At 54.7% G+C, this 20,070-nt stretch carries 15 protein-coding genes; 7 read left to right on the top strand and 8 right to left on the bottom strand.

Features of this window, described 5'->3' with window-relative positions; genetic code table 11:
* Window positions 1–22 precede the first annotated feature (22 nt).
* Complete coding sequence (locus DXY38_RS07250) at window positions 23–979, top strand: aldo/keto reductase (RefSeq protein WP_115071056.1); 957 nt, start codon at window positions 23–25, stop codon at window positions 977–979.
* On the opposite strand, the gene ribD is transcribed toward DXY38_RS07250, so the two are convergent.
* The 5 genes from ribD to DXY38_RS07225 form a co-directional block, all read right to left on the bottom strand.
* Window positions 955–2,073 (bottom strand): bifunctional diaminohydroxyphosphoribosylaminopyrimidine deaminase/5-amino-6-(5-phosphoribosylamino)uracil reductase RibD, encoded by a 1,119-nt coding sequence (ribD, locus tag DXY38_RS07245; RefSeq protein WP_115071055.1) that lies wholly within the window; start codon window positions 2,071–2,073, stop codon window positions 955–957. The two genes, DXY38_RS07250 and ribD, sit on opposite strands and share 25 nt — an antisense overlap.
* A complete protein-coding gene (locus DXY38_RS07240) occupies window positions 2,073–2,570 on the bottom strand; it encodes a DUF3122 domain-containing protein (RefSeq protein WP_170952884.1) in 498 nt (165 codons plus the stop codon). The genes ribD and DXY38_RS07240 overlap by 1 nt, the downstream gene beginning before the upstream one ends.
* Window positions 2,571–2,786: 216 nt before the next feature.
* Entirely contained in the window at window positions 2,787–5,759 is a 2,973-nt protein-coding gene (locus DXY38_RS07235; RefSeq protein WP_115071054.1) for a glycosyl hydrolase family 18 protein, read from the bottom strand.
* Window positions 5,760–6,066: 307 nt separating this feature from the next.
* Window positions 6,067–6,279, bottom strand: a complete 213-nt coding sequence (locus DXY38_RS13880) for a hypothetical protein (RefSeq protein WP_115071053.1) — start codon at window positions 6,277–6,279, stop codon at window positions 6,067–6,069.
* A 29-nt stretch (window positions 6,280–6,308) separates the two neighbouring features.
* Window positions 6,309–8,810, bottom strand: coding sequence for a GH116 family glycosyl hydrolase (locus DXY38_RS07225; protein WP_115071052.1), 2,502 nt, complete (start codon window positions 8,808–8,810; stop codon window positions 6,309–6,311).
* Between the two features lie 172 nt (window positions 8,811–8,982).
* On the opposite strand from DXY38_RS07225, the gene DXY38_RS07220 reads away from it, so the two are divergent.
* Complete coding sequence (locus tag DXY38_RS07220) at window positions 8,983–10,521, top strand: MFS transporter (RefSeq protein WP_115071051.1); 1,539 nt, start codon at window positions 8,983–8,985, stop codon at window positions 10,519–10,521.
* Here the strand turns inward: DXY38_RS07220 and DXY38_RS07215 are convergent.
* Window positions 10,506–10,775 carry a hypothetical protein gene (locus DXY38_RS07215; RefSeq protein ID WP_115071050.1) on the bottom strand — a complete coding sequence of 90 codons (270 nt, stop codon included), beginning with the start codon at window positions 10,773–10,775 and terminating at the stop codon, window positions 10,506–10,508. The genes DXY38_RS07220 and DXY38_RS07215 overlap by 16 nt on opposite strands.
* 38 nt (window positions 10,776–10,813) lie before the next feature.
* Between DXY38_RS07215 and DXY38_RS07210 the strand changes: the two genes are divergently transcribed.
* On the top strand, window positions 10,814–11,350 hold the full coding sequence (locus DXY38_RS07210) for a hypothetical protein (protein ID WP_244279043.1): 537 nt from the start codon (window positions 10,814–10,816) through the stop codon (window positions 11,348–11,350).
* On the top strand, window positions 11,347–12,324 hold the full coding sequence (locus DXY38_RS07205) for a hypothetical protein (protein WP_115071049.1): 978 nt from the start codon (window positions 11,347–11,349) through the stop codon (window positions 12,322–12,324). The genes DXY38_RS07210 and DXY38_RS07205 overlap by 4 nt, the downstream gene beginning before the upstream one ends.
* 14 nt (window positions 12,325–12,338) lie before the next feature.
* Here DXY38_RS07205 and DXY38_RS07200 read toward each other — a convergent pair whose 3' ends face one another.
* Window positions 12,339–13,409 carry a sulfotransferase gene (locus tag DXY38_RS07200; RefSeq protein WP_115071048.1) on the bottom strand — a complete coding sequence of 357 codons (1,071 nt, stop codon included), beginning with the start codon at window positions 13,407–13,409 and terminating at the stop codon, window positions 12,339–12,341.
* A gap of 169 nt (window positions 13,410–13,578) precedes the next feature.
* Here DXY38_RS07200 and DXY38_RS07195 point away from each other — a divergent pair, with 169 nt between their 5' ends.
* The 3 genes from DXY38_RS07195 (at window position 13,579) to DXY38_RS07180 (ending at window position 17,028) form a co-directional block, all read left to right on the top strand.
* On the top strand, window positions 13,579–14,619 hold the full coding sequence (locus DXY38_RS07195) for a helix-turn-helix transcriptional regulator (protein WP_115071047.1): 1,041 nt from the start codon (window positions 13,579–13,581) through the stop codon (window positions 14,617–14,619).
* A 111-nt stretch (window positions 14,620–14,730) separates the two neighbouring features.
* The gene (locus tag DXY38_RS07190; protein ID WP_115071046.1) at window positions 14,731–15,759 is read left to right on the top strand and encodes a helix-turn-helix transcriptional regulator; all 1,029 of its coding nucleotides are present in this window, start codon (window positions 14,731–14,733) and stop codon (window positions 15,757–15,759) included.
* Window positions 15,760–16,167: 408 nt separating this feature from the next.
* Window positions 16,168–17,028 (top strand): bile acid:sodium symporter family protein, encoded by an 861-nt coding sequence (locus DXY38_RS07180; RefSeq protein WP_115071044.1) that lies wholly within the window; start codon window positions 16,168–16,170, stop codon window positions 17,026–17,028.
* 424 nt (window positions 17,029–17,452) lie between these two features.
* On the opposite strand, the gene DXY38_RS07170 is transcribed toward DXY38_RS07180, so the two are convergent.
* Window positions 17,453–19,870 (bottom strand): arylsulfatase, encoded by a 2,418-nt coding sequence (locus tag DXY38_RS07170; RefSeq protein WP_115071042.1) that lies wholly within the window; start codon window positions 19,868–19,870, stop codon window positions 17,453–17,455.
* Window positions 19,871–20,070: the final 200 nt, after the last annotated feature.

Genomic DNA, 20,070 nt, shown 5'->3' with positions numbered 1-20,070 from the left:
AAGAAAAAAATCAACAACAACCATGCAATATGCATCCCTATCCAACGGCGACCAGATGCCGTTGTTGGGTTTAGGCACGTGGAAGTCCGAATCAAGACAGGTTTATACGGCCGTAAGGGAAGCGATCAAGATTGGATATCGCCACATTGATTGCGCGAGCGTTTATGGCAATGAAAAGGAAGTTGGTGATGCGATTCGGGATGCCATCCAGAATCACGATGTCACAAGATCTGAGCTTTGGATCACATCCAAGCTTTGGTCTAATTGCCATGGGAAAGATCGCGTTGAGGCCGCACTGAACCAATCCATTCAGAATCTCAGCGTGGACTATTTGAACCTTTACCTGATTCATTGGCCGGTGAGCATCAAGCCAGAGAAGGCGTTTGCAGAATCGGTTGATGATCTGCTCTCACCGGAACAAAGTCCGATGAGCGAAACATGGGAGGCGATGGAATCAGCATGCGAAAAAGGCCTAACAAGACATATTGGTGTCAGCAACTTTTCGATTCAAAAGTTGCAAAAACTCCTCTCCTCTTGCAAACAAAAACCAGAGGTGAATCAAGTGGAGCACCATCCCCTTTTGCAACAGCAAGCACTCCTGGAATACTGCGCGTCTGAAGGGATTCTGATCACCGCCTATTCCCCACTCGGGTCCATGGACCGCCCCCAATCCTTAAAAGTGAAAGATGCGCCGGTTGTGCTTGAAAACCCTGTCATTCGCTCGATTGCAGAAACGCGTGGCTGCTCGCCGGCCCAGGTGGTGCTGGCATGGGATGTGCAACGGGGCATCTCAGCCATTCCCAAGTCGGTCAAGCCGTCACGGTTGCTTGAAAACCTGCAAGCGGCGGAAATCAAACTCAGCACCAGCGAGTTGCAAACGATGGAAGCGCTCGATCAAAACACCCGCCTGGTGAACGGATCGTTTTGGGTGATGGAGGGGGGTCCCTGGACGCTTCAATCGCTGTGGGATACCCCTTGAACAGCGGGGCCAAGGGGAGGCGTGATGGCTTGCAGCAACAAATCAGATCCCAACCGTTCTGCCTTCAGCGCGGACAGAGGAATCACCTGATCCATCGCCGAGAAACCCAGATCGCCCAGGGAGGTCCTGGCCAAGGTGCCTCCGAGAAGCTTGGGGGCAATCACCACCGCTAACTCCTGCACACACCCTTGCTGTAGAGCTGCTGCTGCCAGGGCCGGGCCGCATTCCCAGAGCACGCGGTTGCAGCCTCTTTCAGCCAAAGCATGCAGGAGATCCAAGGGCTCGCTGGCGAAAAGCTCAAGAGGTTCCGGCCCCTCTGGCAGGGGACGATCAGAGCTCCCTGGCCCATGGGCCAGGAGCGTTGGGGCCAGGCTGGTATCCCAAAGCTGTGCCTGGGCAGGCAGGTCAAGACTGTGACTCAGCACCACGCGCAGGGGTTCAGGCGAACGCCCTCCACGGCTGGTGAGCAGGGGGTTGTCAGCGCGCAGCGTGCCACCACCCACAATCACCGCATCGCAACCAGCGCGCAACTGATGCACCCAGCCCCGCGCTGGAGGAGCACTAATCCACTGGCTTTCGCCATTTGGCAGGGCCGTGCGGCCGTCCAAACTCATCGCCCACTTGAGAAGGCCCCAGGGCCGGCCGGTTTGAACGCGATGCACAAAGGCTCGGTTTTGCTGGGCCGCTTCCGCCTCCAGCACCCCAGTGATCACCTCCAATCCAGCATCGCGCAAGCGCTGAATGCCACCACCGGCCACGCGTGGATCAGGATCTGTAAGGGCCACAACCACGCGCTGAATGCCAGCAGCAATCACCGCCTGCGCACAGGGGGGCGTGCGGCCGTGATGACAGCAAGGCTCGAGCGTGACGATGATCGTCCCGCCCTGGGCGCGGGCACCCGCTTGAGCAAGGGCACCCACCTCGGCATGGGCTTGGCCTGCTTTGGCATGAAAGCCCTCACCAACCAGGACTCCTTGAGCATCCAAAACAACTGCACCCACGAGGGGGTTGGGGCTGGTTTGGCCTTCCGCCAGAGCTGCCAACTGCAGCGCCCGGCGCATCCAACCATTCCAGTGCTTGCAGCCCGCTTGCATCAGCTCAACGGCTGGGTTTGCACATCCCTCCACTCACCCACCACATAGGGGGGAACGGGCAACTCGTTAAAAACACCCGGAAGGAACAGGCGCAAAGGACGGTTGTTTCTCAAATTGCTGAGCAGCGGATCGAGGGCGAATTCAGCGGCAGCTTCGCGGCCGTCGCTGGCGAGCGCGGGATTGTCGAGGGTGATGTCATCCAAGTCCCATTCCTTCACTCCGGCTTGAACACGCAGCGATACCGGATGCTCAAGCCGAACTTTTCCGGGGTAACCCACAATTCTCAGGATCACTGGGTTACCGGGCTTGCCGGTGCGATAGGCCACGGCTTGCCAGCTGTCGTAATCAAGGTCTCGCAGGCTTTCGAGGCTGCGCAGCATCGGTGCACCCGCCTCATCGTTGTGCTGGTGCACCTGGGCTAGAGCTGCATTGGGGGTGACAATAAGCAGGAGCACCGCAGCGAGCAAGGAAACCAAAAGCCGACGCAGCACACCCATCTGAACAAGCCAATTCGTATGGCCATCATCGACGCTCCATGCCTGGAGTGCGGGACTCTCAGGCTTGAGCTAAGAACGGAACAATTTTGCGACGAGGACCAAAGCCGACGCCGCAATCAAAACAACAACAAAATCCTCCCCAGTCAGGAGAGGACAATGCCGCACAACGATGACATCTAGAACTTAAGATTGCGAGAGCAATCAACAGCTCTTCGGTCAAGCTAATGCCGTAAAATCACTGACACTAAATTCACCATTACCGCCCAAAATATAATCAAACCCTGGGGCCTTCCCAACCGCATCGGCATAGGAGGCACCCTGACGCAGAATGTCATCAGCAGTCTCCACCAAACTGAAATCACCTTTAGCATCATTGCTCAAGGCCCAGAACATCATTCCACCCAGATCTTTCGCTTGAACATAAGTCGCTTTTCCAGCGATTGTGGCGGTGGTCTCGATGGAACTCCATTCATCACCGTTGTAAACAAAGGCCGCTTTGCTGTTGTCATCCCAGTAGAGATCTGTCTGCCCCGTGATCACATCCGTCACGATGTCTTTGTAGTCATAAACCCCAGCTTCAAACGATCCTTCAGCCTCTGCACCCGTCCCTGACTGTTGATAGCCAAAGCTGCCGCCATCCTCGACCCCACCCCAAGCCCGGGTATAGGACGGAGCCCCCAAAACCACTTTGCTGAGCTCCACGCCAGCGTCTTCAAAAACAGACACGGCGGTTGTGACGTCGTAATTGTTGGCATCACCCGTCATCGCGGCCTGATGCCCCGTTTGATTCTCCCAACCACCGTGAAAGTCGTAGGTCATCACATTGTAAAAATCAACGTAAGGATCGATACCAGCAAGATTGAGATTGGCAAGCTTTTCTGAGCCACCTGCTGTCGCAATGGAAACCTCATAGTTTCCACCGGTTTGCGATTCAAGTGCATCAAGCTCAGCGCGCAACTGTTCAAGCACTAAGGCAAAGTTTGTCCCATCGTTTGAACTCGATGCATTACCGGGGTCCCCACCACCACCGGGGTATTCCCAATCAAAATCAATAACACTGAAGAACTCGTAGGTCTTGAAAATATCAACCACATCACCAACAAACTGATTGCGCCCACTCTGAGTTGCAAACGCTGTGCTGAACTCATCGGAGAGCGTCCATCCACCCAAGGCAAACCCAAGCTCAACATTTGGGTTGAGCTCCTTGAAACGACGAAGCTGCTCGAAATTGCCTGCATCCTGGGGACCCGCATCATTCCAACCAACGGGATCACTGGTGACCGTGACCGAATCAGCCGATTCACTGATCGTGTAGCGATCGGAGTTGTAAGCAGCGATCAGAACAGGATCAACCGCTGCATACTCCGCTTTGCTGAACGTACGGCTCACTTGATCTGCTGCATCAAACCGCTTCTCTTGCGCTGCATAAGAATCAAACAGCTGAACAGAGCCATCCACTTTCACATCAAAGAAGCTGTAATTGAGATGGGTCATCGCTTGCCCATTCACATCGGACAGATTGATATCGCGCTCATACACACCCCACTCCTCGAAATAGGTGACGATGCGCTTGTCACCACCCCCATTCGGAGCTTGCACATCCAACGAAGCCTCGATGGAGGACACAACCGAGCCATCTGAAATATCAGCAATCCCTGCAGGATCTAAAACATCAACATCAACATCAACAAAATCAAACACCTCAGCAAGGTTGGTGACCTCACCAGCCGCTTGGTAATAAGACGACTGTGAATCGCCTGGATCTAAGGGTGCAGCCCATGATTTAGGAGAGAGCAAGACGTCGTAGCGTCCATCACTACGCAGCTCAGACTGCACATCAAAGTTGCTGACCGATGTGAGCGGTGCATCCATCACAACAGCAACACGCCAGTCGGTGCCGGCAGAACCATTGCCCAGATTGGTCACGGTGATCTCGCCAGCAAAGACGCCAGACCAACCACCGGTGATCGTTGCCGTTACAGAGAGTCCCTGCGAATCTGCCATCACCGGCGATGGCTCGATAACTGGCGATGACTCAACGACTGGCGATAGCTCAGCAATAGGCGCTGCTTGTTCTGGAGCCACAACATCGGCCCCAGACGCAGCAACAAAAAACAGCGCATTGCTGAGCTCGCCTGAATCCGGTAACCCCACGCTGTTGGCATTAAAGGAAAGCTCAACAGACCCACCAGCTGGAATTTCAAGACCCCAGGCGGGAGGCCTAATCAACACCTGATAGACACCACCACCGAGATCGTTCACAGAGGATTCAGCCGACCAACTCTCAAAATCGGGTTGATTGGTCAAGAAACTGAACGACCAATCCTTCAGCGCAACATTCGATACGTTCGAGAGCGTGAGGGTTCCACCCATTCCCCCGGAATAGAGATTGCCAGCAACCGAGGCCTGCAGCTCACCCGAACTCGATGGCATCGGATGGTTGTGCATGGAGTGGTCAGTCATGGACTGAGACGCGTCCATCGCCATCACGGTGGAGTCGAGATTCAGCATCAAACCAGAACGCACCTGATCGCCATCGGTGGAGGCACCACTGGGAGCTTGGGGTGTAAGGAGACCAGCCCGGCTCACCAGGGAAACCTCATCAGCCGTGAAGCCAAAGGGAACCTCAAGGTTGTCCTCCATCACCTGATCGTGATGAAACTCGAGATTGGCGCCGATCAAATCACTGCGCTGAACTCCTAATAAAAAAACGCTTTGATTCGTGGGCTCAAACTGAATCAGCAATCCCTGATCCGTATCAACCACAGAGAGTCGTTCGCGTGTCCCTGTGTAGAGAAAGTTCAGTTTTTGGGTTAGAGGATCAAAGCCATTAATCACCTCTTGAACGCCAAATTGATGGGAACGCACGTACACAGTCCCAGGCTCACGGGAACCGATGCCTTGCTCCCAAGACAGCACCGCACCAATGTCTTGACGAAGATGTTCATTTCCAACAACCCCAAGGTTATCCAGGCTGAGATCGTTCCAACTCAAGCCCTCAAGGGCTTGCACCTGATCTCCCCAGGGATTAACAATCCCCGCCGTGCCGTCAGGCAAGGAACCAAGAATTAAGCCGTGAACAGAAATCTCTCCAAAATCAAGACGATCTGTTGTTGGATTGAAATTAGTGATATCAGATCCTGCAGGGTTGGCTTGATAGGTCACGCCCCCAATAAAGGAATCAGTCATCATTCAGGCTTGAAGAACAGAAATAAGAGCAAACAAACGAAGATTTCGAATCATGCCAGAACTGATACTTGAGGCAGCAAAATAAACACCAGCTCAAATCAAAGCCAGCATCGATACACTCTCAAAAAAGCAGGCAACAAAGAATCAGCCTCCCTGAAGGAAACCAATAATCAATGAATCATCCTTCAAGCACAGAAGGAAAACCAATTCAAAAACACAACCTTTGAACTCCAAAACTACGTTTACAGATCCAAACCCCTCAACCGTGACCCAACCACATAGCGACTATGACCAATTGCATCTGAGCTCAACTCAGAACAATAAAAAGCACATCACCAATGAAGTAAAAATCTTGGAAGCAAGCAAGAGATGAGTCTTCAAAGCCATCACGAACCAGCATCGATTCTGCGGCTTGAGTCTTGACGGAAACCAAACCATTTGGGTTAGTCAACGGCTCCCTTCTTAGAACGAGTCTTTGGAGCAAAGCCTCTGATCTCGTCAAAAGCAAAACAGCCTTCAAAACGAATATGAAAGGATCAAAGAGCTGTCTTAACTTTTTTCGGCTCCGGGAATCGTTTCCCAATTGGTGTGCGTGGCCCACAGGCCCCAGATCGCCATCGCCCGCAGGTAGTGGCAGGCCCGGAATGTATTCACCGCCGTGATCGCTTCTGGGGTGCGGAATTGCAAGCCACCGGCATACACCTGGGTCACCACTGCGGAGCAGATCGCTTCTGCCGTTGGGCCCTCACCCATCAAGCGGTAATAGCTGGCGATTCCAAAGTTGATCCCCGTCCACACCTCCAAAGGATGGGTGCCATTCGGATCCAAGGGCGTGCCATCGCGGCGCAAACCATTGGCTACCCCGAGCGATCCACCTGCAAAGTTGTCAAAACAGGCTTCCTTCACCGCTTTCAAAGTGCTGCGGCTATGGGCCTCACTCACCACAGGCGGCAAATCCAGCAAGCGCGCATAGAAATCACCACAGAGCTGATCGGCCATCACCACGGGAGTACCGCTTTCGGCATCGATGTCGTAGTACTCACCGTTCCAAAGGAGCGTGTCGAAATTGGCCCGTGATTGCTCCAGCCAGCCACTGAAGGTGTGCTGCTCGTCTCCGGTATCGAGCCCCAGCTCCAGCTGCAGCCGTTGGGCCATCGCTAACGCAGCTTCCAACGCCGCGATCCAGAGGGCACCGCAATAGGCACTCACCCCCTTGAGCGGCCAATCATCAAAGGTTTGATCCGGCGCCCCTCCGTTATCGGGCAGGCCATCGTCATTCACATCAAATTGCTTGAGGTAATGGAGGGCCTGCACCGCCGCAGGCCAGCACTCCGCCAGAAAACTAAGGTCTTCTCCGGTAGGAGCCAATTTGAACGTGCGCCACACCTGCAGCACGTAGTCACTGGCGAGGTCTTTCCAGAGATTGCAGTCCTGATAGGCGGTGTAGTTGGTGGCATCAAACGGCACCTCATTCGGTGCCCCCAAATCATGAGGCGTGGCCCCTTTCACCTTGCGATCCGCTTCCACCCGGCCGCGGCCCTGGGTGAAATACCAACCGATCGGCCGTTGCGTGGCATCGGCTGCGGGAATCGCTCGGGCAAAGCTGCGAATCACCGCCTTATCCAGCTCCGGCCAGAGCTGCAATAGCGCAAAGGAGCCGTACAAACGCACATCAAGGCTTTCGTACCAGGCGTAATCGAGGCACTCCAGCACCCCAAAGCGGCCGTAGGGATCCTTGGAGGTGGCGGCCGTCCAGAGGCTGCCGCCGCTGGCGAGGTCGTAGAGCTCATTGAACAGCGCCATGCGCAGCTCCTCGGGGAGCTCCTTGCGCGCCAACACCGGCGCTTGCCAGGCTTCGATTTGCTCGTGCCAAGAGCGCCAATCGCGCAGGGCTTCTGCCGCAATCGCCGCCGCATGGCAGCCATCGGCGCCATAGAAATCGCTGTAACGGCGCAGGTCCCGCACTCCCGTCGCAAAGCTCGTGACCGGCAGATCCCAGCTGATCGCCACCGGAATCTCGCGGGTTTCCCCTGGCGCCAGGATGAGTTTCACGGCGATCGCCGCACTGGCATGCTCTCCCGCCCGGCTGGCGCGATCGTTGTTGCTATCGGGGATCAGCCCATCAGCGGCAAACGGCTGCCAAAGCTCAGCGCCATCACCGCTGGGATCCCAGCGGCTGCAACGCATCAACTCCACACCATCCAGCCTGTCTGGCAGGGCCAAACACCACTGCCCTTCCCCTTCCGCCAGCGGCGTTGAACGCTTGCCATCAAGCAGCACCCCGCTCAGGCCATCAGCATCAATCCAGCGGTTGCTCTGGCCCTCGCCCACTGCAATCGCCGGGGCGTAATTGTGCTCGGGGCTGCCGTCATCACGGAAATGCACCTCCGCCGAGGAATCGGTATTGGTGAACCAGCCCACCGTGTTGCGCCAACTCAGCAGCAGCGACAGCTCCAAGGGCTTGGTGGTGGGATTGGTGAGGGTCCAGCGGAACACCGCCACCGGATAACTGCTGCGTTGGTAATCCCCAGGAAGAATCGGGCTGAACGCCTCGCAACTCACTTCAGCGCGAAACACCCCCTCGTAATGGTTCCAGCTCAGGGGGTAGCGAGCGGCATAAGTGCCGGTGCTGTTCTCCTCCGTACTGGCGGGATACCACTGCCAGCTGCTGAGCGGCTTGCCTGACTCCGGCCTGGAGTCATCGCGCGTTGGCTCTGTGGCCAAGGCATGGACACGCACCTGATCGTCTTGCTTTTCCCACAGCGCAAATTGGCAATCGGGAATGCTTCCGTACCAATGCTCACCGCCATCGAGGTGCCAGAGGTTGAAATCACCCCGGGAACTACGGCCAATGCAACCGGCCCCAAAGCCCCCTAGGGGCATCCCATGCCAGGGGCCGTCGTCGAGATTGCTGGCGTAGCGCACCGTGAACGGGGACGACCAGCCCAAACCAAAGGAGCGGCTCCAGCTGGCTTCTGGTGGTTGCCAACCCTTCCCTGATGAGCCGCGGCTCAGCCGTGAACGCAATGCGGACAGTCCGAGCGGTGCCATGCAGAGGCCGAAAGTGGACCCAGATTGCCAGAGCTGGCCAGAAGAGCCAGGGCCTTGCTAGGAGCAAGACGACTGAACCCTTCACCCCCGCATCCTTCAAAGGGTCATCGACAGCAACCGCCAGCCCCTTTGGCCGTTGACAAAGACCTGATTGAGAACGCGTGAGAACCCAGTGAGAATTGGCAGTCTGAGGGAATGGCAATCGCTTGCTTGCATCCCCTATCTGGGCATCCTCGCCAGCCTGCAGCTGATCGACCCCAGCGTGGCCAACATCGCCTTGGTGAAAGCCAGCGATGCCCTGCAGATGCATGGCGCTGTGTTGGCCCTGGGCGCGAGCGTCTCCACCTTGGCCCAAGCCGCATCGGTGTTGGTGATGGGCTTTTTCGGCGACCGTTTTGGCAGGCGGCGGGTGCTGGCGGCCTCCCTGCTGCTGGCTCTAGTGGGCAATTTGCTTTCGATGCTGGCTGGCGAGCCCGGCCTGTTTCTGCTCGGCCGGGCCCTCACCGGCATCGCCCTCGGCTCGGTGCTCACCGGCACCTTTGCCAGCGTGCGCTTTGTGACACCCGCCGCTGGCGTGAGCGCCGCCCTGGGCCTCTGGAACCTGCTGATCGTGGTGGGTTTCATCAGCGGCTCGCTGATCGGTGGCTGGATGGCCTCGATCCATTGGCGCTTGGCCTTTTTGCTGGTGCCGATCATTTGCAGCGGCAGTCTGCTGCTCTTGCCCGCCCTGCTGCCAGCGATTCCAGGCAATCGCGCTCTCAAGCCCGACCTCCCCGGCCTAGCGAGCATCGCGATCGCAATGGTGCTGTTTTTATTTGGCATCAACCACGCCGCCTTAGGGCTGCGCAGCCCCAGCTTCTGGCTGCCGGCCTGCAGCGGGCTGCTGTTATTTGTGCTGCACATCACGATTGAGCGCCGCAGCCGCCAACCGATTTTTCCGCCCCGGCTCTACCTCCGTGGTTTCTTTGCCGCCGCAGTGATCAACGGGATCGGCTGGAATGTGGCGCAGGCGGTGGTGCAACTGCAAACCAGCAACTTCTGGCAGCTGGTGCAGGGCTACAACACCAGTGCGGTGGCCTTCGCTCAGCTGCCCTTTCTGATCTGCTTTGGCCTGGCGGGGATCTACGCCGGGCGCTGGATGGGTCCGGGCCGGCGCACCTTGGTCTTGATGGCGGGAGGCAGCCTGGCGCTGGTGCTTGGCCTAGCCCTGATGGCGATCGTGCAGGTGCAAACGCCCTATTGGCAGCTGCTGCCGGCGTTGATGCTGGCTGGCCTCGGGCTGGCCTTTGTGGCGGTGCCGCAATCCGCTTTGTTTGTGCAGGAAGCACCGGAAGATTGCTTTGGATCGGTGCTGGCCTTTCGCACCACCAGCGGCCAGCTGGGCTTTGCCTTTGGGCTCGCCGCCAGCGGAACGATGATCAGCGGCTTTGGGTTTCATGATCTCCACAGCCGCATGCAGGCCGCCGGACTGGGCCTGGAGCATCTGCCGCAACTCGATGAGCAGATTCGTCTGTTTTTGCGCAATAGCCCGATTTCGCTTGAGGGATCGGCGTCGCAGCAACTGCTCACACTGCTGCGGGAGTCCTACACCCAGGGACTAGCAGGAACGATGTTGGTTGTGGCGGTGCTCACGGGACTGCTGTTTGCGATCAGCTTGCTGCTGCTGATCATTGGCCGTGAACAACAACTGCTTCATCAAGAGGGTTCCTGAGCGATGCCATCTTCCGCATCGAGCAAGGCATCGAGCGTGACCGCCGTGCGCACCAGGGCTTGATAACGCTGCAACACCCGTCGATTGCGCTCCAACCAGCGCGCGGCATCGACGGGCGCATCGCGGCTGCCTCCACCCACCAACCCGGAGGGATTATCCGCATCCATCAGCTCTAAATCACCCTGTTGGGCCAGGAGGGCCAACAGGATGTCGTGGAGACGTTGACGACGCTCTTTGATCCCATTGGTGCACATTTTCACCACACCGCTCTCGCTGTGGCCATCTTGAAGGGATGGAGGTCATACGCCTCCGCGCACTCACCCTTTTCATGCTTGTTTCCAAACGAAGCAAGGTGCTGACAGCTCTGCTGGCGCTCTGCAGCGGCCTTGCTGCTCCAGCGGTCATCGCCGAGGAGCTCTACACGATCAACACCACCTGCAGCACCCCAACCTCCCAAAACTTTTCCTGCCAGGTGCAGGCCGTGGATGTGGATGATTCCACGGAGTATCGCCATCGCTTTGGATCGCGCACGGTGAGCTACCGCGTGATGGAAGACCCCTATGTCCGCATCGAAGGTCGGGCCCAGGCCGGCGCACCCTGGACATCGGTGAACAACGCCACCATCAATTTCAAAACCGAACAGCTTTGCTTCAACAGCGAGGCCTTTTGCGTCAACAATCCCACCTTCCTGGCCGATGTTCTGACCCAAGGCGGTCATGCCATTCAAGGCCGCACCCGCCTCGGCATGGCCTTTGCAGGCAACGGCCGCGTGGACGTGGCTTGCTTTGACAACGGTTGTGATCGACTCATGGAGGCCATTCAAAAATGACAAACAAAGCCAGAAAGACAGGCCTAGCGGGAGCGATCGGCGTCCTGCTGATGCTGCAACCGGCAGCAGCCCTCTCCGCCTTTGAGCCCAATGGTGGTCTCATCCTTGAGGCAGCACCAACGTCTGCCACAGAAGAGCTCCTGATCAGCCAACGCGGCGGTGGATCGAGAGGCGGTGGTTCCAGAGGTGGCGGCGGCTCCAGAAGTGGTGGTTCTCGCAGCAGTTCTCGCAGCAGTGGTTCCCGCTCCAGCAGTCGCTCCAGTAGTGGCCGCACCGGTTTCAGTTCCTACAGCGGCAGCCGCCAGGGCACGCGCCAATCCACCAGCAGCAACCGCCAAACCACCCGCAGCAGCACGAGCAGCAATCGGCAAAGCGCGCGTACCGGAACCCGTGATCAGCGTCAAACCAGCCGCGGAGACAACCGGGGAACGCGCCAAAACACGCTCAACAGCAACGTTGATTCCCGTCAGCAGGGACGCACGAGCCGCACAGATACACGCCAAAGCGGCCGCAATGATCGGGTAGACAACCGCTCAGAGACCCGCCGCGATGCCGTGAACAACTGGGATCGCTACGGCAATGGTTGGTACAGCGGATCGAGCTGGTACAACAACCGCCCCTGGAACAACGGTTGGTACGGCGGGTCCTATTACAACAACTGGCGTTGGTACCCCGGCCAAGCAGCTGCCTGGGGTCTTGCTGGGATGGCCACCTTTGCCACCATCAACAACCTGGTGAATTCAGCGCAAACCAGCCAAGTGAGCTACATCGAAGTCCCAAACTCCGATTACTCGCTCTACTACCCAAGCGTGACCGCAACTGGGGATGTGGTGAGCTTTGAAGCCGACAACGGTTACGACACCGTGCGCTTCAACGCCAACTGCCGCGATGGCACGCTGAACGGTGGAACACCGCGGAATGCAAACGAGGCCCAATTGCTGAATGCGGCCTGTCAGGTGGCCTTCGGTCAGTAGAAGATCACGCCGGCTCAGCTGAACAAATCCTGCAGGCGTTGTTCAGCTGCCGGTTCCAAGACGACAGGCTCGGCTTGATACGCCTTGCCCTTGGCAATACGCGCCGCAATCGCACCGCCTGCCATGCTCCATCCGCTGATCCCAAGAGCGCCATAAATCCGCTCCAGGGTGATCAGAGGTGACTGCACCAAATCGTCGTAAGCGATTTCCACCAGCTGCCCCTTGGGGATCAAATGCCGCGAGCGCGCGAAAGCCTCTTGTAATTGGTCGTGGGCTGCCGCTGTTTCCTCCACTTGCCGGAGATTTGATGGAGGCTCTTGCAGACCCACCAACTGCACCAGGCGCTGTTTCACTTGCGTTAAGGAACGAACCGAATCGATCGGGCGACGGTGCAAATAGACAAAACGCGCGCGCGGGAACAAACGGAGCAACAAGCCAACCCGAGCGGTGTGGGCTGAATTTTTGATCACCAGGTGCTTCTTACCAGCTCCCTCGTACAACCAAGTGAGCCGGGTGAACTCCAGCAAGTGACGTTCAAAAGCAGCAGAGCTATTGAGCACACTGCGACGGAAATTCCTTAAGTAGTGCTGTGGGAAGGCAATACCCGCCATGTTGGTGTCCATGGTGAGCCGCGCCAAACCCACCTCATCTTCCTGGGGATCCTCTGGGCCCCAAGGAACCGCATCGATCGGTCGCTGCTGCGACATCGTGCGCTTCAACAAAGCTCGCAACAACGGTTTCAGCACCAATGCAGCCTGCGGTGCCACGGTGAGCTGATTGCGAGCAGTGGCGGCACAGGGATCAGCCGCCAACAACTGATGCAGATAGGTGGTGCCACTGCGCCAATGGCCAATCACCACCACCAGGTCATCAGGGCATGCACAGGCCTGAATCGCGCGGCCGTACCAGAGGGTTTGCAACCAGGCAAACGGTTCCACCAGCAAGCCACTGCCCGACAGCAACAGGGCAACTGCGAAACGCTGAGGGGCCACAGCGCCATGCCTTAAACCCGCCAGCAGCGTGGTGGGGCGAACGCATCCACCGGCCACAAGCACGTCAGAAAGGCTGGATACGGACAAGACCACCTCAGAAAAACAACCCAGGTCAGCAAGAATTTGCAGCTAAACGCGGCGGCAACAGACCTGCAGCCAACGCTGAAACCCGATTGTTTCGCAAATCCGCACTTTTGGGAGCAACTCGTCAGGTTTCAGAAAATTTATGCATAATCTGCCTTAATGTTGCGGAGGGCATCGCGTGTTGCAAGTTGCCAGCGCGACGACCAGCCACCTCTCCATCCCCCCATCAACCTCTCCAAGCCTCAGCTGGAGCACAAGTTTCCGTAGCGCCAGCGAGCTAGCAACAGCCCTGTCGAGGCTGGGCAAAAGCTTTGATGTTCTGCAGCTGTCAGCCGGCCCGCTTCAAGGCCACTTTTCGGTGGTTCATCTCAAAGATCTCAGCATCATCAGCATTCAGACCAATCAGCTGCTCCTACTCAATGGTGAGCGCGGATCAGATTCCATCACTTTCAGCCTAGAAACGAGCGGCAATTTCGACGATCATCGAATCTTCTGCCGGGCTATTGAACCACATTCACTCCATGGATTCAAACCTGATCTCAAAGAAAGCCACTTCCAATTAACAGCAGGTTCAACAACCGTTATTGCGATCACATCAGCCAAAAAATTCTGCAGTTTTCTGGAGTGCTACGGAGAGCTTGAATTACTTGACAATCTCTACACGAGCAATTCGCTCCGACTCAATCCTGAACAATACTCCAAGGTTTCAAAACAGCTTCTCTGGTATTTAAACAACCCATTAAATAATGCAGAATTGCGCTCAATGCACACTGGACATATTTTCACGCTAATGCTTGAAGCGTTCAAATCCACAGACGAGGAAAATTTCAAGTCGTTCGAGATAGCACCACGCCAAAAACTTGTTTACGAACTCATCAACTGGGGATTCGAAAACAGCTCCAATCCCGTCAGACTCGATGAGATCAGCAACATTTTATTTAGCTCACGGCGCACCCTCATACAAGGCTGCAAAGAAAATTTCAACATAGGGCCAATGGAGTTGCTGCGCTTAATTCGATTAGAACAAGTAAATTTTCACCTCAGATGCAGTGAATTACGTGCGGCATTAGATTTAAAGAAAGTAGGTGATATTGCTAATCACTTTGGCTTCTCAAGTCGTGGACATTTTTCAGCAGCTTATCAAAACCACTTTGGCGAAACGCCTAGACAAACGCTATCGAAAGCCAACGCTCAACAGGCAATGGATGTCAAAGCCTGAACCTGAGCTTAATGATCGAGTAATGCAGCAATGAAAGCCCATAAAAAAAAGTTCATCAAATCATATCTGCAAAGAAAAAGTTGATACAATAAACAAATCCAAGGGAAACTCTTGCCTACCAGACTCATCAGCCATGCCAGCCTTGGAAGCTCCGCACAGCCGTCGACTGGTTCCAAGAACATTCATAGCCAAATAACTGCATTTCGCTCTGCCAGCGAACTGAAGCAGCTGTTTCAACAGATAGGCAAAGCATTTGATGCCGTTCAAGTTAGCCGTGGGGCCCTAAACGGGCAGTTCACGCAGACCAATTTAGGCAGCATGTGCCTGCTCGAAATCCGCACCAATCAGAGGTTACTTCTGAATGGGGATAGAGGATTGGACTGCATGAGTTTTTGTTTTGAAGCCACTGGGCTGGCCGATGAACACCTAATGTTCAATAAGCCCATTGCGCCCTACTCCCTCAACGGATTTCGCCAGGGACAAAAGGAATCCCATTTCCAGCTCACAGCCAATACAACCACTTATCTGGTAATACTGTCTGTCAGTCGATTCAATGCATTCATCGCCCATTGCGGAGCAGAAGAGCTCATCGAACACCTCGAAGCCAACAATGCATTGCAAACAACGCCTGCAATGCATGAAAAATTTCGCAAAAAACTTCAAACTCTTCTTGTCACTCCAGTCGTTACAACGCAGCAGCAAAGAGAGATAACGAATCATTTATATCGTTCATTCTTGCATGTTCTTCGAGACAAGTCCAATGTGAATTACCTAAGCTATGCTCCATCTGCCCGGCAGGAACTGGTTAGGGAATTTGTCGATTTTGCCTTTAAGAATTCACGCAACGACTGCAACCTTGATCAAATCAGTGAATCACTGTTTGCATCAAGGCGAACCCTGATCCAGGGCACCAAGGAATCCTTGGGGATGGGTCCGATGGAAATAATGAAACGGGTACGGCTCGAACAAGTGAATTGGATCCTGCGATCAACCGAAGCACGTGCGGCCGAAAACTTCAAAACCATCACCCAAGTTGCTCAACACTATGGCTTTCAAAGTCGAGGTCACTTTGCCAAGGCATACCAACACCTGTTTGCAGAAAGCCCAAGTGAGACCTGGCTGAAGTCAACAACTAGCTGATCAAATAACTGATCATTGCCATCGGTCTCATCCATGGGCAACAATTCAAACATCGAAGGATTGATCATGCCGTTTCCTGCCAAATCGACGGTCAGCAAGGCCGGAACGACTGTGCAGGAGTAGACATATGTAGTCCGCTACCCGATCCCAAAAGGCTGCTAGCCACAAGCACTTTGTGCGGACGGTTCTGGGATTCGATGATTTCTACGGATTCCCCGAAGGTGAGGCCTCTCAATATGAGCCGCATTTAGCTCTTCAGCAACATAAAAAGGAACTGGCCTGGCTGAGAAGCAACAGCTACCACTACCAGGACGAGCCAATTGGAGTGATTGCCTTTCTATTGCTGCTGTCTGGGTTTGTATAGGCCCAAGCCATCTCCACCTCCCTACTCAGTCCACCCTCTCTTCCATGTCATTGCTGATATCTCTAACTCTCTTTTTCATCATGGTGTCCCTGGGCCTCAACCTACCCAGCATCCAATTCGGGCTTCTAAAGCGCAGGCCTGCTTTGCTCATTCGCGTGTTGCTTGCCACATGCGTTGCGATGCCACTCGCAGCACTTCTGCTCCTGCAATCTCCCCTGGGAGAGGGTCTTTCACCTGCGATCAAAACAGCCGTGATGCTGATGGCGATCTGCCCAAGCGCTCCGATGATTGCCTTGAAAAGTCGACAACTCGCTGATAACCCTGAATTAGCGACAAGGCTGCAATTTTGGTCAGCGTGTGCAGCAATCATCAGCGTGCCGCTGTGGGTCAGTCAGCTGCCTAGCGAAGCAGGAGAAACCGTCTGGAGTATTCCCAGTCAAGACGTTGCCTTCCAGATCTTTACCGTGCAGTTAATTCCACTTCTGGTAGGCGTGTCACTCCGCCGATGGCGAAGTGAGTGGGCGGAACGCTGGAATTCGCTTGTTCAAAAAATAGCCACTGTGTTGTTGTTAGCCCTCTTAGTCATCATTCTGATCGTGGCTCTACCAAAGGTAACGCCAATGCTTATTGGCAATCTTAGAGGTGCTTTGGTCATGCTCATTCTGACTTGGATCGGACTGGCTTTAGGCCTTGCTGTAGCGGGTAAAAATAGCGTCGAGCGCAGCACTATTCCGCTAGTGCTTTCCATGCGTAATCCAGGCTTAGCGCTATTAATCATTCAACAGATCGCTCCTCAAGCACTTGATCTCAAAGCCGCAGTTGTGGGATACGTGGTTATCACAGCTGTAGGGTCAGCACCCTTCATGAAATGGCGAAAAAGCCTCATTGCAGGCATCACAAATTGAATATTTTTAAATGATTCCCATGCAAATAGATTCAGACAAAGACACTCAAATCGATTTGAAGCCTCATCAATAGTAAATAATGTTCATCAATATGAGGCTCCACCATTGAATCACTGGCTTTTTTCGGGAAGTCGGGTCGGCATCAATCCAGATGCCGTTGAAGGGCGATCCATCAGAGACTTATTACGCACGCTCAGTGGAACATTGACCGGCGTTTTCGGGGTAATCGTAGGTGTCGCCTTAGTGTTGGGCGGTTTAGAAGAAGCGCGAACGCTCTCAAGCCGTCTCACCACCTCGCCAACCATCATTGTTTCTGGAATGTATCAACGAAATCACTCGCATTAATCCAATCAACACACAAAAAAAATGGTGGTGTTTCTCTAAAAAGGAAACATCACCGCTAGGCAATCAGTGATTCATTCAATCAGCTTTTTGCATCACTCGGCTTGGGATAAATCTCAAGCGTGACCTTATCGATCTGGCCGCCGTAGGCGCTATAGCGACGAGGTCCCACCGATTGAATTGTGACCGCAGAGCCACGGTCAAGACCGACATCAGCACCTTCATCAATGGAGAAGCGCGATGCAATCGTCTTCTCCAAACGGCCCTCCGCGACCACATCGCCGTTGAGTTTCAAGCGAACATCAGCACCTTTGCCGGTACCACCACCGTCGTAATCGAGCTCGAAACGAATCTCTGACTTACCAGAGGGTAATGACTTATTGCTCGTGAACGTAAACAGCTCTCCCATATAGTTGTACGTGTAAACAGGCTTGTTGTTTTCAACGTACAACGACCAACCACCAAATCGACCACCCTGCGAAAAAATCACGCCATCTTCATCGCCCCCTTTCACATCAACAAATGCCGTCACACTGTTCGACACGTTCTTCACATTGAGGATCGAGTCCTCAACCATATTCCAGGCATAGGGATACAAATCCATGGAGGTTCGATCACCTAAAAGTGTTGGCCGCCCTGCAACAGAAGGCACAAGACGCTCGAGAAGACGGTCATCCAGTGGCAACACCTGATTCTCAATCGCCTCCTCCATGAACTTCGCCTTTAGGGCCTCAAGACGATCGGGATATTGCGCAGCAAGATCATTCGAAAGGCTGAAATCAACTGTGGTGTCATACAGCTGCCAACCATCATCTGCCGCAACTGTGTTCATTCTCTTCGGCGCCATCCAGGGATACATGATGGTGGTCCGTGCCATCCAACCATTGTGATAGATGCCGCGATTACCAATAATCTCGAAATACTGCGTGTTGTGCCTTTCTTTAGCGCCTGGATTATCGAATGTATAGAGAAGGCTGGTTCCCTGCATTGGGATCTGTGGGATGCCATTGATCATGGTTGGCATCGGCAGATTGGCCGCCTCAAGAATCGTGGGGGCCACATCATTCACATGCGAGAACTGAGTCCGTACACCACCACCTGTATTGATGCGTTCCGGCCAATGAATCACCGTGCCGTTGCGTGTTCCTCCGAAATCACCGGCAACCTGTTTGGAGAGAGCAAAGGGTGAATTAAAGGCGATCGCCCAGCCCATGTGATACATGGGATAGGTCGTCGGTCCGCCCCACTCATCAAGCTTGGCTTCCTGTTCGTCAGGCGTTTCTGGCACACCATTGAGGTAGTGGTTCCAATTCCAATGTCCACTTCGATCGCCTTCAACACTGGCGCCGTTATCACCAGTGATGTAGATCACCAAAGTGTTGTCTAGCTCGCCAAGATCGTCGATCGCCTGGATCAAACGCCCGGCTTCGTAATCGGAGTGCTCAGTAAAGGCAGCAAAAACTTCTGCTTGACGGGCATAGATTCGTTTCTGCTGAGGCGTGAGGCTATCCCATTTGGGAATACTGTCTGGCGCCTTGGCCATCTGAGTGCCTTCAGGAACAATCCCTGCCTTAATTTGATTCTCAAGATTGCGCTCTCGAAGAACATCCCAGCCCTCATCAAACTTGCCTTTGTATTTGGCAATCCACTCGGGACCCACATGATGCGCGGAGTGTGCACCAGCTGAGGAGTAATAGACAAAAAATGGCTTATCAGGCTTGATTGACTTCTGTTGGCGAACCCAACCGATCGCCTGATCGGTCATGTCTTCTGTGAAGTGATACCGATCTTTCCTCGGAGCATCCACAACAGTGACACCGTCGTGAATGGTGGGTTCCCACATATTGTCTTCCGCTCCAACAAAGCCGTAGAACTTTTCGAAGCCCTGCCGCGTTGGCCAACGGGTCTGAGGGCCGGCGGCAGTGGTCTCACGGCCTGGTGTTTCATGCCACTTCCCGAACGCCGCTGTGTTGTAACCATTGAGCCTCAGAATTTCTGCAACTGGCACGGCATAGTCCGGCACCACGGTGGAATTGCCCGCATAACCCGTTGCAATCTCTGGGATCGATCCCGTATTGACCTTGTGGTGATTACGTCCGGATTTCAAAGCCGCCCGAGTCGGCGCACAGAGGGCTGTGGTGTGGAATTTGTTGTAGCGAAGGCCGTTATTGGCCAGCTTTTCCGCCGTCGGCATGTTCACCGCACCGCCAAAGGCGGAGGGTGCTGCGTAGCCCACATCATCGAGAAGAATGATCACCACATTGGGGGCATCGGCTGGTGCCGTCACCTCCCACTGGGGAGGCAATGGCACCTCTGAAGGGAGAACCTTGGTGACCTTTTCAGGCTTTGGCTCGGCAATCGGGAGCTTGGTTCGATTAAAAACTGCTCTGGAGTTTTGATTGGGTGCGGCTTGGCTCAACGATGCTGTTGAAAGAATCAAAACGCCACCACCCAAAGCAACCTGTCGGGAGAGGCGAGTGAAACGGGATCGAACAGACATGACGAAAGGAAATGAAGAGTGCCCAGCCAAGTCCAGCTAGTAAAAATTCACTTGAACAAAACTTGGTGTCATCGAATGGGATCAGAATCACCGCTCGATCAACATCAAATCCCTTCTCCATCCACTGGGATAGGAAGCATTCAAGCTGAATTTGCTTTCTAGGGTCAGCGTCTAGATATTCGCCCGACTTTTTGAGTCAA

The organism is Synechococcus sp. UW179B (assembly GCF_900474245.1).
Lineage (GTDB): Bacteria > Cyanobacteriota > Cyanobacteriia > PCC-6307 > Cyanobiaceae > Synechococcus_C.
The sequence above is the reverse complement of the archived record's forward strand: the minus strand, read 5'-3'. Positions and strand labels throughout refer to the sequence as shown.

Coding starts and splice junctions, on each gene's coding strand:
- DXY38_RS07235 (WP_115071054.1), bottom strand. CDS start 5,759: ATGACTGATTCCTTTATTGGGGGCGTGACCTATCAAGCCAACCCTGCA.
- DXY38_RS07240 (WP_170952884.1), bottom strand. CDS start 2,570: ATGGGTGTGCTGCGTCGGCTTTTGGTTTCCTTGCTCGCTGCGGTGCTC.
- DXY38_RS07210 (WP_244279043.1), top strand. CDS start 10,814: ATGGAGGTCATACGCCTCCGCGCACTCACCCTTTTCATGCTTGTTTCC.
- DXY38_RS07170 (WP_115071042.1), bottom strand. CDS start 19,870: ATGTCTGTTCGATCCCGTTTCACTCGCCTCTCCCGACAGGTTGCTTTG.
- ribD (WP_115071055.1), bottom strand. CDS start 2,073: ATGCAAGCGGGCTGCAAGCACTGGAATGGTTGGATGCGCCGGGCGCTG.
- DXY38_RS07205 (WP_115071049.1), top strand. CDS start 11,347: ATGACAAACAAAGCCAGAAAGACAGGCCTAGCGGGAGCGATCGGCGTC.
- DXY38_RS07225 (WP_115071052.1), bottom strand. CDS start 8,810: ATGGCACCGCTCGGACTGTCCGCATTGCGTTCACGGCTGAGCCGCGGC.
- DXY38_RS07215 (WP_115071050.1), bottom strand. CDS start 10,775: ATGTGCACCAATGGGATCAAAGAGCGTCGTCAACGTCTCCACGACATC.
- DXY38_RS07180 (WP_115071044.1), top strand. CDS start 16,168: ATGTCATTGCTGATATCTCTAACTCTCTTTTTCATCATGGTGTCCCTG.
- DXY38_RS07250 (WP_115071056.1), top strand. CDS start 23: ATGCAATATGCATCCCTATCCAACGGCGACCAGATGCCGTTGTTGGGT.